General features: G+C 67.2%; 13 protein-coding genes and 1 pseudogene. 9 read left to right on the forward strand and 5 right to left on the reverse strand.

The window, feature by feature from the left end; genetic code table 11:
- Positions 1-7 precede the first annotated feature (7 nt).
- From ACH54P_RS14320 to ACH54P_RS14335, 4 genes are read right to left on the reverse strand one after another with little or no spacing between them, the layout of a single operon-like run.
- On the reverse strand, positions 8-1,198 hold the full coding sequence (locus tag ACH54P_RS14320; protein WP_489912871.1) for an epoxide hydrolase family protein: 1,191 nt from the start codon (positions 1,196-1,198) through the stop codon (positions 8-10).
- A gap of 27 nt (positions 1,199-1,225) precedes the next feature.
- Positions 1,226-2,443 (reverse strand): cytochrome P450, encoded by a 1,218-nt coding sequence (locus ACH54P_RS14325; RefSeq protein WP_489912872.1) that lies wholly within the window; start codon positions 2,441-2,443, stop codon positions 1,226-1,228.
- A gap of 10 nt (positions 2,444-2,453) precedes the next feature.
- Positions 2,454-3,767, reverse strand: coding sequence for an NAD(P)/FAD-dependent oxidoreductase (locus ACH54P_RS14330; RefSeq protein ID WP_489912873.1), 1,314 nt, complete (start codon positions 3,765-3,767; stop codon positions 2,454-2,456).
- Positions 3,760-4,032 (reverse strand): ferredoxin, encoded by a 273-nt coding sequence (locus ACH54P_RS14335; protein ID WP_489912874.1) that lies wholly within the window; start codon positions 4,030-4,032, stop codon positions 3,760-3,762. Before ACH54P_RS14335 ends, ACH54P_RS14330 begins: the two co-directional genes overlap by 8 nt.
- Positions 4,033-4,548: 516 nt before the next feature.
- Here ACH54P_RS14335 and ACH54P_RS14340 point away from each other — a divergent pair.
- From ACH54P_RS14340 to ACH54P_RS14375, 8 genes and pseudogenes are all read left to right on the forward strand, one after another.
- Positions 4,549-4,905 carry a DoxX family protein gene (locus ACH54P_RS14340; protein WP_489912875.1) on the forward strand — a complete coding sequence of 119 codons (357 nt, stop codon included), beginning with the start codon at positions 4,549-4,551 and terminating at the stop codon, positions 4,903-4,905.
- A complete protein-coding gene (locus ACH54P_RS14345; RefSeq protein ID WP_489912876.1) occupies positions 4,902-5,924 on the forward strand; it encodes an NAD-dependent epimerase/dehydratase family protein in 1,023 nt (340 codons plus the stop codon). The genes ACH54P_RS14340 and ACH54P_RS14345 overlap by 4 nt, the downstream gene beginning before the upstream one ends.
- Positions 5,925-5,951: 27 nt before the next feature.
- Complete coding sequence (locus tag ACH54P_RS14350; RefSeq protein ID WP_489912877.1) at positions 5,952-6,680, forward strand: luciferase domain-containing protein; 729 nt, start codon at positions 5,952-5,954, stop codon at positions 6,678-6,680.
- A gap of 10 nt (positions 6,681-6,690) precedes the next feature.
- The gene (locus tag ACH54P_RS14355; protein WP_489912878.1) at positions 6,691-7,830 is read left to right on the forward strand and encodes a VOC family protein; all 1,140 of its coding nucleotides are present in this window, start codon (positions 6,691-6,693) and stop codon (positions 7,828-7,830) included.
- The gene (locus tag ACH54P_RS14360; RefSeq protein ID WP_489912879.1) at positions 7,827-8,780 is read left to right on the forward strand and encodes a fumarylacetoacetate hydrolase family protein; all 954 of its coding nucleotides are present in this window, start codon (positions 7,827-7,829) and stop codon (positions 8,778-8,780) included. The genes ACH54P_RS14355 and ACH54P_RS14360 overlap by 4 nt, the downstream gene beginning before the upstream one ends.
- 101 nt (positions 8,781-8,881) lie before the next feature.
- A pseudogene (locus tag ACH54P_RS14365) lies at positions 8,882-9,253 on the forward strand (AMP-binding protein); the annotation flags it as partial.
- A 254-nt stretch (positions 9,254-9,507) separates the two neighbouring features.
- The gene (locus tag ACH54P_RS14370) at positions 9,508-10,689 is read left to right on the forward strand and encodes an AMP-binding protein (protein ID WP_489912880.1); all 1,182 of its coding nucleotides are present in this window, start codon (positions 9,508-9,510) and stop codon (positions 10,687-10,689) included.
- Entirely contained in the window at positions 10,686-12,221 is a 1,536-nt protein-coding gene (locus tag ACH54P_RS14375) for a bifunctional 3-(3-hydroxy-phenyl)propionate/3-hydroxycinnamic acid hydroxylase (protein ID WP_489912881.1), read from the forward strand. The genes ACH54P_RS14370 and ACH54P_RS14375 overlap by 4 nt, the downstream gene beginning before the upstream one ends.
- Positions 12,222-12,255: 34 nt before the next feature.
- Here ACH54P_RS14375 and ACH54P_RS14380 read toward each other — a convergent pair whose 3' ends face one another.
- Complete coding sequence (locus ACH54P_RS14380; protein ID WP_489912882.1) at positions 12,256-12,921, reverse strand: TetR/AcrR family transcriptional regulator; 666 nt, start codon at positions 12,919-12,921, stop codon at positions 12,256-12,258.
- A 137-nt stretch (positions 12,922-13,058) separates the two neighbouring features.
- On the opposite strand from ACH54P_RS14380, the gene ACH54P_RS14385 reads away from it, so the two are divergent.
- Positions 13,059-14,291: an FAD-dependent monooxygenase gene (locus ACH54P_RS14385; protein WP_489912883.1), complete on the forward strand. Its 1,233-nt coding sequence runs from the start codon at positions 13,059-13,061 to the stop codon at positions 14,289-14,291.
- The last annotated feature ends 8 nt before the right edge of the window (positions 14,292-14,299 follow it).

The raw sequence follows: 14,299 nt of genomic DNA on the forward strand, positions 1-14,299 counted from the left end.
TCCCTCTTCAGATATCGGTCTTCTGGGGGATTCGCCTGCCAGGCGCCGGAAACGCCGCCCGAAGCTCGGAGACGAACACCTCCGGCACTTCCAGCGAAGCGAAATGCCCCCCTTTGGGAAGGACGTTCCAGTAGCGAAGTTCGCTGTAACGAGCCTGCACCCATGCCCGCGGGAACTTGAACAGTTCCTTGGGGAACACCGAGACCGCGGCAGGCACCTTGACCTCGCTGGTCCGGTCGACCTTCGCGTCACTTTCCCAATACAGCCGCGCGGATGACGTGGCGCACGAACTGAACCAGTAGACGGAGACGTTGTCGAGGATGCGATCACGTGACAGCACGTTCTCCGGGTGACCCCCGCAGTCGGTCCAGTTGTGGAACTTCTCGACGATCCACGCGAGCTGCCCGGTCGGTGAGTCGGCCAGGCTGTAACCCAGGGTCTGCGGGCGGGTCGCCTGGATGGCGAAGTAGCCTCGCTCGGCCTCGAGCGTCCTGGAGCTCTCGGCGATCCACGAGCGTTCGACTTCGGTGATGTCACCGCTGACCTTTTCGCGTGGCGCCGTCACCAGCGGCATCGTGGTGTGCAGCGCCTCGACGCGTTCAGGGTGGCGGACGGCCAAGGTCGTGGTGACGACGGCGCCCCAGTCACCACCTTGGGCGAGGAAGAGGTCGTATCCCAGTCGCGTCATGAGCTCGGCCCACGCATCCGCGACGCGTTCGATGCCCCAGCCGGCCTCAGCGGGTGCGTCCGAGAACCCGAAACCTGGCAGTGACGGCGCGACGACGTGGAACGCGGGCTCGTCGGCGGGCGGGTCGACCAGCTCGTCGACGACGTCGAGGAACTCCACGACCGACCCCGGCCAGCCATGCGTGATCAGCAACGGCCGAGCATCCGATCGGGGTGATCGGACATGGAGGAACTGGATACCGACGCCGTCGATCACGGTCCGCCACTGGCTGAAGCTGTTGAACTCGGCCTCGAAGCGCCGCCAGTCGTACCCCTCACGCCAGTACCGGCGCAGCTCGTCGACATAGGACCGCGGCACGCCCTGCGACCAGTCCCCCACCGTCTCGGCTTGGGGAAGCCTTGCGTGATCGAGGCGCTCGCGGAGATCGGCCAGCCGCGTGTCCGGAACGCGGAGTGCGTAGGGGACAACCGATGCGGCATCAGGTGCCCGACCGCCGTCATTGATGACCATTTCGTCTACCTGATTTTCGATGGTTCGTCAGTTGTGAACTTGCTCGAACGACACGCGCAGATGTTCCGGTCCGCGAAGACCGGTGTTGAGCCGGTACGGCGGCGGGTCGGCCACGAGCTGCGGGGCATCGACGCGGCGAGCGAAGGCGGACAGGGCTATCTGCGCTTCCGCTCGCGCCAGGGCGGCACCGACGCAGTAGTGCATGCCTCCGCCGAAGGCGAGATGAGGATTGTCGGCCCGATCGGGAACGAACTCGTCCGGATCCACGAAGACACTGCTGTCCCGGTTGCCCGCGGCGAGCAGGATGGTCATCCGGCTGCCGGCGGGAATCGTCGCGTCGGCCACATCGATGTCGGCCAAGGCGCGGCGAGGTGCCATCTGCACCGGCGGGTCGAACCGCAGCACTTCTTCGACCAGCGAGATCGACAGGTCGGGGTCTGCACGGAGCCGATCGAGCGCGACGGGATGGCGAAGGAGCGCGAGAGTGCCGTTCGTGATCAGGTTGACCGTCGTCTCGTGGCCGGCGATGAGCAGCAGCTGAAGCGTCGCGTGCAGGTCGAGCGGCCCCAGCCTGCCCATCAAGGCGTAGAGCAGGCCATCGTCGGGGTTGCTTTCCCGGAATTTGATGAGCTCGCTCAAGTAGGCGGCAAGCTCTTGGCGGGCGGCCCCCAGGTCCTGCAGCTCTTCTTCGGTTTGGGTGTCGACTGGATCGAGTCCGCGAGCAAGGCGGTCAGCCCACGTCCGGAAGGTTGCCTCGTCCTCGCGCGGCACTCCGAGAAGCTCACAGATGACGGTGACCGGCAGCGGGTACGCCAGGTCGGCCACCACATCGAACTCTCCGCCGTGTCCGGTGACGAGGGGGTCCAGCTGCGCGGCCACGAGTTCCTCGAGGTGCTGCCGCATGCCCATGACGCGCGGGATGAACAGCTCCGTGACGGCGGCGCGCAACTGATCGTGCCTGGGCGGGTCCAAGACGAGGAACGATCCTTCGAACTGGGTGCCATCCGGGTAGCGCAGGACCGACCGCGGGAACTCGGAATCGTCCGCCGGGCCCTGACCGACCCGGGGATCACGGACCAGCCGGGAGATGTCCTTGTGCCGGGTGATCACCCAGCTTCCGTCGTCGAGTTGCGAGACGGGCGCCTTCTGAAGTTCCGTGTACAGGGGATACGGGTTCGGCCTGTTTTCGTAGCGGAATATGCTGCTGAACAGTTCCGTCGGTGAGAGACCTTCGAGGGTCGTCACGGCATTCCTCTCAGTCGTGTCCCATGGTGGCGCCGGCCGGAGCAGCCGAGACGATGGGCAGGTCCCGGTGGACCGGAGTGCTGTGCGCCGGCCGATCAGAGGCGTTGATGTCCGGCGGGAACTGCGAGCGCGCTTGGATGAGAGCGCAGTAGCCATCGAGGACGCGAGGGTTGTTGACCGCAACCGCTGCCACGAGCCTGCCCTTACGCCCGTAGGCGGCTACGAACTGGTTGGTTTCCAGTGAGCCTTGGGTGACGGTGACTTCGTCGGCGAGCTCGGGAAGGCCGACTGATTTCACATAGAGTCCGAACTGATTCGACCAGAACGAAGGCAGTTCGTCGTGGACCTGGCGGCCGGCGAGACCGTGCACCATGTTGTGCGCGGCGACCCTCGCCTGGCTCACTGCGTTCCCCCAGTGGTCGAGGCCGATGGGTTGCTCGTCATACAGCGGATGGGGCCAGATGGCTACGTCGCCGGCGGCGTAGATGTCTTCCTCACAACGTCCGTCGACGGAAGCGGTCCTGCAGGTCGCATCGCATGCCACACCGGCATCGCTCACGGACAGGCCTGACGTCCGGAGCCAGTCGACGTTGGCAACAGCACCGAACGCGATGACAGCAACGTCGGCGGAAACAGTGGAACCGTCAGAGAGGTGCACGCGGCGCAGCCGGCCGCCAGCGTCGCCCTCGAGCGCCGCGACAGTGGTGTTGAGCCGGAGGTCGACGCCCGCGGCCCGCTGTACGCGGGTGGCGACATGCCCCACGGCGACACCCAGAGCCCCCGCGAGAGGAGCCGGGCCGCGGTGCACCAGAGTAACCTCGATGCCCAGGTCACGGCAGGACGACGCCACCTCGGAGCCGGTGAAGCCGCCCCCGATGACCAGGACACGCCGCGGTCGGGCGGCGAGCGCGGTGCGTAGCGCCTGCGCGTCGCCGTAATTGCGCAGGACGTGCACGCCGCTCAGGGATGCCTCCCGCTCGTTCGGCCAGGGCCGAGACCGCATTCCCGTGGCGATCAGCAGTTTGTCGTATCCGATTTCGCGCCCGTCGGCGAGCTGGATCTCCTTGCGGGACCGGTCGAGCCTTGTCGCGGCGACCCCGAGCTGCCACCGGGCATCGAGCCGGCGGACCTGCGGAAGCTGTGTGCGCGCGACGTCGACCCACCCCGTCAGCACGGCTTTCGACAGGGGCGGCCGGTCATAGGGGAGATGAGGCTCGTCACCGACCAGGGTGATGGACCCCCCGAATCCGTAGTCGCGTAGGGCTTCGGCTGCTCGCAAGCCGGCAAGTGAGGCACCGACTACGACGAATTCCTGATCACTCATCGATTCCGCCCTCGACGTCGGATTCGATGCCCGCTACGGTGCCGAGACTGATGGCCTGTACCGGGCACGCCGCTACGGCGCGCAGCACCTCGATCCGACTTTCGGCCGGCGGCGCGTATTGATACTCGAGTGACTCCACCCCGTGGAAGCGGAACACTGTCGGTGCGGCGAAGACGCATTGGCCGTAGCTCTGACAGCGGTTGAGGTCCACCACGAGCCGCAGGGCGTCGGTGGCGCCCTCCGGCCGTACGAGTGACTGCGTCACCACTGTTTCCTTCCTTCGGACTAAACCAGGCGCCGGCCGGCCTGCGGCAAGCCTGACATCGTTGACACTGCGGCCGTTTCTTTCCGAGCTGGAGCCCTTGATGCAGTGCGCTTCGACCATCACAACCCACCGACAATGTCACGTTCAGTCATCTCTGATGAAGTTATCAGCCTGCTGGCGCTCGGTCAACACCAAGTGATCATGAAGCCCGAATGGAGGGTTCCGGAAGGCGCGCGCATCCCCGAACCCGCGGCTGCGCCGACCAAAGCGGACAGCTACCCTCGTCACCTTGACTGACGGTGTGATCGTAAGTGATAGTTTCATCAGCAATGGGGCGCCACCGGGTCGAGAGCGCCTACCGTCAACCTCGAACCCAGGAAGTCACATGACCACCGTTCCCGGCGCCCTTGGCGTCGCTCCTCCATACCTTTCGAGCCTGGGCACCTCCACGCCGGGACTCACGTCGCGGTCGATCGTCGACGAGCACCGGCGCGGCGCCGGGTCACGGAGCCGGACATGCTGATCGAAACCCTGCTCGGTACGGCGTTGGTTGTGGTGTTCGTCGTCACCGGCGTGGCCAAAGTTCTGGCGATTCAGCCGGTCCGCGATTCAGCGAGACACCTGAACGTGACAGTGGGCCTGTACCGCCTGATCGGCGTCGCGGAGCTGGCAGGGGCAGCCGGGATCGTGCTGACGATCTGGTGCTCCGGCGTAGGCACGGCAGCTGCCGCTGGCCTCCTGGTCATCGCCACAGGCGGCGCAATCACCCATCTCCGGGCCGGCGACGGTATCGGCCGGGCCATCCCCGCGGTCGTGTGCGCTGCCGGCTCCCTCGCGTTCGCGGCTCTGACATTCGCACTGGAGACCAAATGACCCCGACACTCCCACAACGCGCTCAGCAGACCACCCCGGCCCGCCAACAAGGCGTCTTCGTCACCGGGGGCTCCGGGTTCGTGGGACGCAACCTCATCCGGCGGTTGGTAGCCGACAACCACGACGTGCGCGCACTCGCCCGCAGCAGATCGGCCGCGGCGACCGTCACCGAACTCGGCGCCAAAGCGGTGATGGGCGACCTTTCCGATAGCGTCGCGCTCACGCAAGGCATGACCGGCGTCGGCCTGGTCGTGCACGCTGCGGCACTCGTCGCCGGCGGCAGCTACGACGACATGCACGCCGTAAACGTCGAGGGCACCCGCAATGTCGTTCGCGCCGCACAGGCAGCCGGAGTGCCCACGCTGGTGCACATCAGTACTGAGCAGGTCCTCCTCCGTGCGGGCGCGACAATCGTCGATGCCGACGAGTCGTGGTCCTACGCGGAGAGGCCCCTGGGGTCCTACGCACGAACCAAGGCAGAAGCGGAACGACTCGTCCTAGGCGCCTCAACGCCACGGTTGCGAGCCGTCGCGGTCCGCCCGCGTTTTGTCTGGGGCGCCGGCGACACCACCGTGCTGCCGACCGTGCTCTCCGCTGTCGGCGGCGGAACCTTCCGCTGGATCGACCACGGCCGCTACCTCACCTCGACCTGTCACGTGCGCAACCTGGTCGAGGGCATCATCGCCGCGGCCCGAGCCGGCCAGCCCGGCCGCGCCTATTTCGTCACCGACGGAGCACCCGTCGAGTTCCGGGAGTTCCTCAGCGCCATGGCACGGACCCACGGCGTCGACATCCCCGATCGCACACTGCCGCGTGCCGTGGCGCGTGCCGCGGCGGCGGTGACCGAATTCGGATGGCGCGTTGCACGCCGGCCAGGGCCGCCGCCTCTCGATCGCGCCACCGTCGCGGTCATCGGGCAAACCTGCACGGTCAGCGATGTCAGAGCGCGCACCTCCCTCGGTTACACGCCGGTCGTGACCGTTGAGGACGGCCTCCGCGAGATGGCCGCATCGCAGTGACAGTACGGTGAAAGGGAGACGAGATCAATGAAACCGGTGACCTTCAAGCGTGCCGCCCGGACCGGTGGCGCCGTCCTCCTCGGAGCCGGCGCAGTCACAGTCCTCGCACGCGACTACAAGGCCTGGTACGCCCTCGGCGAAGGCGGTGTGCCACGCAACCTCGGCGGCTGGCTGGCAGTGTCTCTGCTGCGGGGTTGGAAGCGTGAACCATTCAGTACGAAGCCCTACGTACCGTTGCTGGATACACCGCCGGACGGACAGTGGTTGCGGGATCTGCCTCAGCGTGGCGGTGACAGGCCGACGATCGCACCGTATCCCATCCCCCATCGGCAGCTGGATCAACCAGCTGCCGGGCCCGCGCACGCCGCTCTCCAAGAAGTGTTCGACGGGGTCGTGGAGGAGGACGCGACACGGCTGTGCTGGCGGCGCAGTACCTTTGAGAAACACACCCGCGCGATCACCGTGCGCCCGCATTTGCTCGGTCACGACATCACCAGGCGGTCGCGGGGCGAAGTCGCGCACATCCATCCCGCCGACGGCTCGATGCACATGATCTTCAGCCCGTCCGACGCGACGAAGGTCCTGGAACGCGGTTGGGGCGAGCGCCACCCACTCGCCGGACGAGGCGGCAGGCTGCCCCTGACCTACCTTCTCGTCTATGCCCCGCGCGCTCAGGAAGAACTGACCAGTGTCGCCGCGCTGCTCAGGGCATCTGTCGCGTTCATGACTCAGCAATGTGGTTTCGGACTTGCCTAGGAGGGTCGATATGGCCACGGTTCACGCAAAAGCGCGTTCGGCGCATCAAGGCTTGCACAGCGAGCACGGCGCCCAACGCGGAGAGCACGCCGGGCGCGCGTCCAACCCAGTCATCAAGGTATGGGATCTTGCCTGGTTGGTGTTCGAGAAGACAGACCTGGATCGCGCCGAGACGTTCGCACGCGACTTCGGCTTCGTGGTAGCCCACCGCACGGCGGACGAACTGTGGCTCCGTGGCAGTTTCGCCGGCAACAACGCTGTGCTGATCCGCCGCGGCGCGACGTCCCGCTTTGTCGGACCGGTGTTCCAAGCCCAATCCCGCGACGACCTGGATCGGCTCGCCGCGCACACCGGCGCCCCGGTACGGCCGCTCCGAGGCCGGCCATCAGGCGGGATCGTCGAACTGATGGCGCCCAATGGACTCGCAGCCGGCGTCGCGTACGGCGCGGACACCCACCACCTCCTGCCCGAGCAAGCGCCACTCGTTCTGAACACCGGCACATCTCAGGCGAGGATCAATACGACACAGCGGCCCGCGCGTGAGCCCGCCCGGGTGCAGCGCCTCGGTCACGTCGTGTTGGAGACTCCTCGCTTCGCGACCGCGCTGGATTGGTACCTCCAGACCTTCGGCCTGCTCGTCAGCGACTTCCAGTTCATCCCCGGACAACGCGAGCTCGGACCGACCATGGCGTTCCTGCGCTGCGACCGCGGTGATCAGCCGACCGATCACCACACGATGGTGCTGCACCTGAGCCCGCGCACAGGGTACGTCCACTCGGCGTACCAGGTCGCCGACCTCGACGCACTCGCCGCGGGAGGTGAGTACCTCGCCGAGCGTGGTTACCACCGGGCGTGGGGCATCGGCCGCCACATTCTCGGCAGTCAAATCTTCGACTACTGGCGTGACCCCGACCGGCTGATGGTGGAGCACTTCGCGGACGGGGACCTGTTCGACGCCTCGGTCGAACCGGGCTGGGCCCCGATGACAGCGTCCAGCCTGTCGCAATGGGGTCCCCCGGTCACTCGCGACTTCCTCGGCACCAACCCCTCTCCCGCGATCCTGCGTGAGATCTACGCGGCGCTCCACGAGCCCGAGGCCGAGCTCACCGCCACCCGGCTGCTGGCCCTAGTGAAAGCGATGAAGGTATGACCACCACCGTGCTCCGCACCGCCGACCGCTGGTGGGTCGAAAACCCGGCCGCCGGCCGTGCGGCTCCCATCGACACCACGGCTCAGACCACCGGCGAGCTCCTGGCCGACCGGGCAGCGATCGCCGAAGCTGCCGGCCTCCTGGCGGCTGGGGACGGCACCGCCGCGGTGTCCGACCTTTCTCTCGAGTCGCCGGTGACGACTCCATGCCGTGTGGTCGCGCAACTGGTGAACTACCGGTCGCACGCGAAAGAGGCCGGCATCGACCCGGACACCATCCCGCCGACCTTCTTCCGCAAGGCATCCAGCTCGGTCACCGGGCCGCGGTCGACCATCGTCCGTCCCGCCCACGTCGGGCTCCTGGACTACGAGCTCGAACTCGGGCTGGTGATCGGCGCCCCGCTCGAGCTGGGTACCGCTGTGACCGACGACGATCTGCCCCGGTACGTCGGGGGCTTGGTGGTGACCAACGACGTCAGCGCTCGTGACGTCCAGCTGAGCAAAGGTCAATACTTCGAAAGCAAGTCGTACCCGACCTTCACGCCCGTCGGGCCACGCTTGGTGCTGTTGGAGCCGGAAGAATTCGCCCACTTGGACCGGCTACGGCTTCGGCTGTGGGTCAACGACGTGATCCGACAGGACCGCACGGTGGCCGACATCATCGTGCGACCGGCGCGCGCTCTGACACTGCTCGCACGGTTCCAGCCGATGCGGCCAGGCGATCTGCTCCTCACCGGCACCCCGGCCGGCACGGCGCTGACCGCGCCACCCAAGCCGGTCGAGCTGCTCGGCAACTTGCTCCCGCCCCCGGTGAAATGGCGGATCTTCTTCAAGAAGCAAGCCAAGAACCCGGCATTCCTGGGGGACGGCGACGTCGTCGCGGCAACCATCGCCACCGACGACGGCGCGATCGATCTGGGTACGCAGCGCAATCCCGTGGAGCACCGATGAGCGAGAGCGGACACGATAGCGACCTGATGTGGCCGCGGTACCGCGGTCCCGCCGACGTTGCGGCCATCGAAGCGATACCCCTCACCGATCGCCGCCTGCCGATGACCACCTATGCAGTGCTCGATCGGGCAGCTGATCGCTGGCCGGACCGACCTGCCGCCCACTTCCTTCCTTCGGTCCGGCGCTGGGGCGAACCGGTCACCCTGACTAACGGTGAGTTGCGCCGCAAAGCGCATCAGATCGGCAACGCACTCACCAGGCTCGGCGTGCGGCGCGGCGATGCGGTCAGCATCCTCAGCCCCAACTGCTCGAGCGCCCTGTCCGGCATCCTCGGGGCGCAGGCGGTCGGTGTCGCCGCACCCATCAACCCCGCCCTGGCCGCCGGCCACATCGAAGCGTTGCTGCGCGCCGCGGATGCCCGCGTCATGCTGGCCGCCGGTCCGGAACTCGACCCCCACGGTTGGGAAACCGTGTGCCGCATTGCTTGGCGCAGCGACCTGCACACCGTGATCGCCCTCCGGCCCGACGCAGCACCGAATTCTGCGCCGGAACTGCACGCTCCCCCAGGCGTACGAGCCGTCCATCTCGACGAGTTGATCGGAGATGAACCCGCGGACCGCCTGATCTCGGAGCCACCCGGAGAAACCGACTACGCGGCGTTCTTCCACACCGGGGAACTACAGGAACCCCCAAGATCGCCGTGCACACGCACGCGAACGAAGCCGTCATGGCCTGGACGTTGGCGGCCAACGAGAACATCGGGCAGGGAGCCATGTTCGCAGGGTTGCCGTTGTTCCACGTCAACGCGCTCCTCGTCACCGGACTGGCTCCGCTGCTGGCGGGTCGGGAGGTGGTCTGGGCGTCACCGCTGGGCTACCGGGACCCGGACCTGTACCCGGCGTTCTGGAAGCTCGTCGAGCACTACCGCGTCGCGGCGATGTCCGCGGTACCCACGGTGTACGCGGTATTGACGCAGGTGCCTGTCGACGCCGACATCAGCAGTCTGCGCATGCCGGTCGTCGGCGCCGCACCACTGCCGGATAGCGTGCGCCGCGACTTCGCCGCGCACACGGGAGCCGACTTGCTCGAAGGCTACGGCATGACCGAAGCGACGTGCGCGAGCGCGACCTCGTACCCGGGGAGTCCGAGACCCGGCACCGTCGGGCATCGGCTGCCCTACCAACGGATCAAAGCCGTCGAGGTCGACCCCGCCACCGGAGCGTGGCACGACCTCCCTGCCGGGCAGCAGGGCTTGCTGGTGATCTCCGGGCCCACCGTGTTCGCCGGATACCTCCGTGACGGCAAGCCCTCGGATCACGACGTCGTCCGTGCCGGCTGGCTGGATACCGGCGACTACGGCAGCGTCGACGCGGACGGCTTCGTCCGGCTGACAGGGCGGGTCAAGGACCTGATCATCCGCGGTGGCCACAACATCGATCCAGCTGCTATCGAGGAGACCCTCCTCCTCCACGACGCTGTCCACGCGGCCGCCGCGGTGGGCCGGCCGCACCGCCATTCCGGCGAGGTGCCGGTGGCCTACGTCGTCCTGCGACCAGGCGCCACCGCCTCCGCCGCCCAGCTTCGCGACTGGGCTGCGGAACACGTACTGGAGCGCGCCGCGGCCCCGAAAGAGGTGTACATCGTCGACGAGATCCCTCTTACTGCCGTCGGGAAGGTGTTCAAACCCGCGCTGCGCACGGATGCCGCGCGACGGCTCGTCCAGGACGTGTTCGAAGCCAGGGGCATCGCCGCACGAGTTGCCGCGGCTGAGGGCGCGGATACGTCGATAGGGATCAACGCACCCGAAAGCGCCGGCGAGCGCGACCAGATCCGGGCTGCGCTGGCCGGCTACCCCATCAACTGGTACTTCAGCCAAACCGCTGAGAGCAACGATGGAGCCGCACGATGACCACGGCCGACGCACCCGTCGCGATCGTGGGTGCCGGACCAGTCGGACTCACTGCTGCCCTGCTTCTCGCGCGGCGGGGTATCCGATGCGTGATCCTGGAGCGGCATCCAGCCCCCTACCCTCTGCCACGCGCGGTCCACATCGACGGCGAGGTCGCGCGGATCCTCCAAGCGGCCGGGGTCAGCGGCGAGTTTCGCCGGATCAGCCGGGCCATGCCCGGTCTCCGCCTCGTCGACGACCGGCTGGAGACCATCGCGGAGTTCCGCCGCGACGACCTCGTCGGCACGAACGGCCACCCCGAAGCGTCCATGTTCGATCAACCCGACCTGGAAAGACTCCTTGCCGACGCGGTTGCCGGCCGGCCCGAACTCACCTTGATCCGCGGTGCGACCGTCACCGGGATCAAGCACACCGCGCACGGTGCCCAGGTGCGCTTCGTCCGAGAAGGCGGTGAACAGTCACTGGACGCCTCGGCGTTGCTCGGCTGCGACGGCGCCAACAGCACCGTACGCATGGCGCTGGACGTACCGTGGCGGGACCTGGGCTTCTCCGAACCCTGGCTGGTGGTGGACGTTCGGTCCCCGACACCGCTGCCCATGTGGGACGGCGTGCACCAGGTATGCGACTCACGGCGAGCAGCAACCTTCATGCACAAGATCCGCGACGCCTACCGTTGGGAATTTCGGCTCCTCGACACTGACGACGCCGCTGAACTCGCCAAACCCGAAAGCATCGCTCGGCTGTTGCGGCCGTGGCTCGGCGAGGAGGGTGTGGCCGGCATCCAGATCGTGCGCGTCGCGAGGTACGTGTTCCAAGCGCGCGTCGCCCGGACGTGGCGGTACCGGCGCGTGTTCCTGCTGGGAGACGCGGCGCACCAGACGCCGCCCTTCATCGGGCAAGGTCTCGGCGCCGGCTTGCGCGACGCGCACAACCTGGTCTGGAAGCTCGACATGGTTTTGCGACGCCACGCGCCGGAAACATTGCTGGACACGTATCAGGCGGAACGAGCCCCGCACGCCATCCGCACCATCCGGAACGCCATCGGAATCGGATGGGCCCTGACCGGCGGTACCGGTCGCGCGGCGACATTGCGGCGCATGCTGGTCCGCGGCCTGTGCCGCATCCCCGGCGTCGCCGCAGCAGCCTCGCGGACCGCCTCGCCGCGCATGCGCCTGCATCACTTACCTCGGCGCCTCCGCTCCGCGCCCAGTGGCCGGCTCTGTCCGCAGCTACTCGAGGACGGCTGGCTCGACGAGCAACTGGGGGACGGATTCGCCCTCCTGACCCTGCATACCGTCGACATCGCGTCGCCCGGTCTCCAGGTCCTCACCGTGGACGAATCCAGTGCGCTCGGTCGTTGGCTGGCCGAGTCGAACCTTTGCGCGGCATTGGTTCGTCCAGACCGCATCGTCTGTGCGACGGCCAGGACCCGGATCGACATCGGCCTGCTGCTCTCCCTTGTGCCCCGTCCTCACTCGTCCCACGTATCTCAGCCAGGAGCAGGCGCGATCACACCATTGACGCCGCACTGACGACGGACGGCCCCTCGCGCACCTCCGTGATGTGCTAGCGGGCCACCGTCGGCTCGCGTAGCGGTTCAGGCAGCTCCGGAAGGGCCCGAGTCGCCAGCGAGCGCGCCTTCCTGGCCGGGACACCGAACATGCGCAGGAGATTCTCGGCCAGCTCATCGCAGGTCGAATCGTCGACTTCCTCGGGCCGGCTCAACGACAGCTGCAGCGTCGCGAGCAGGGCCCCAGCCGTGCTGGCGAGCGCCAAGCGGGCGTTGCCGAGGCGGAATTGGCCCGCCGCCATCCCGGCCTCGATGTCCCGCAGTGCCCGGAAAGCCACGCCCCGCTCGGACTCGAGGTACTCCAGGCCGTGCCGAACCACGATCTTGGCCAGCTCTGGACGGGCACGGGCGAAGCGTGCCGCCAGCCGGATGGAGCGCGTGAACCTCTCCGAGGGGTCCTCCGCGTCGTCGCCAAGCTGGTCCAGTACCTCGCCGATCTCGTCCATCACGTCCAGGACCGCGACGTCGAAGAGCTCGGGCTTGCTCGCGAAGTGGTTGTAGAACGAGCCGAAGCCGACGTCCGCGGCCTCGGTGATGTCCTGGATGCTGGCACTGTGCGCGCGCCCGTCGGCAAGCATGGCCCGGGCGGCGTCGACCAGTTTGCGACGTGTCTGAGCCTTGCGTCTTTCGAGCCGGGTTCCCGTTGTGCCCTGGGTTGCCATTCGACGAGCCTACCCCATTACAAGCCTGATCGTTCTATCAGATACGAGCAATCCAGTAAGCGTCGACACGGACTGGCGTGGTCCAGCTCACTAACTGACGGTATGACGATTTTCGTCAGTTCGTCTAACGTGGGTGCATGGAGATCACGAGCCCTCACCAGCGGCGAGTACTTGTAGTCGGTTTGGGCATCAGCGGAATGGCCACAGCGGTGCGGCTACACAGAGCAGGGTGGTCTCCTGTTATCGCCGAGAAGTCCGCAACTAGACGAACCGGCGGTTACTTCGTCGGCCTGTTCGGCTCCGGCAAGGCAGCGGCGGCACGTCTGGGGATCCTCGACGAGCTGCACGACCGCACCCCTGCGTCCGCCTACTTCGACATCGACAGGGCCGGCAACCGATCGTCGGCGCTGTCCTTCCGCGATCTCCCCGGCGTCCCGTGGCTGATGGTGCGCGGTGATGTCGAGCAGGCCGCGTTCGCCAAACTGCCTTCTGACGTCGAGATCCGCTACGCGACCACTCCGACCAGGATCGAGCAGGACGCCGACGGGGTAGATGTCACGTTGGCCGACCTCACCGACGGTACGTCGACCACGGAAAGGTTCGACCTCGTAGTGGGAGCTGACGGACTACGCTCCACCGTGAGATCACTGGCCTTCGGGCCGCACGGGAAGTACCTGCATCGCCTCAACCACATGATCGCCGCGTTCGAGGTCGACAGTCCGCTCGGCGACCTGGCGCACGGTGAGGGTGCCACCCTTCTCGAGCCGGGCCGTTCGATGTGGGTCTTCGCGTTCGCCGACCACAATCCGACCGTCCTGTTGTCCTACCGGACGAATGACGTCGACGCAGAGTTCGCCCAGCCGCCGGCGCAGCGGATCCGCACAGTCTTCGGACCAGAACCTCTGGGCAGCACGCTCGGTGAGACGATCGCCGCCATGGAGTCCGCCGACGATCTGCTCTTCGACTCCGTCGAACAGGTGCGAATGAACAGCTGGCACCGCGGGCGAGTTGTCCTGGTCGGAGACGCTGCGTGGTGCTTGACTCTCTACGCGGGCATGGGCGTCTCCGCCGGCCTCACCGGCGCGGAGGCACTCGGCACAACGCTGCAGCGTTACCCCCACGACCTCGGCCGGGGCCTCACGGCGTGGGAGCGCGGTCTGCGGCCCTACATCGAGTACTACCAGCGGACAGGCATCAATCAACGAACGTTCTTCACGCCGGGCACATCCCGTCAGATCACCTTCCGCCGCGCGATGGCCCGCCTCAACGCCGGCCCGGCAGGACCGCTCTTGCACATGATCAACCAGCTCACCAAAGCGACCCGCATGAAGGAGAAAGACATCGCCGGTGGATCATTTCGGTGGACGTAGCCGGCGCG

The sequence above is a fragment of the Amycolatopsis sp. N2S4-7 genome, assembly GCF_058119595.1.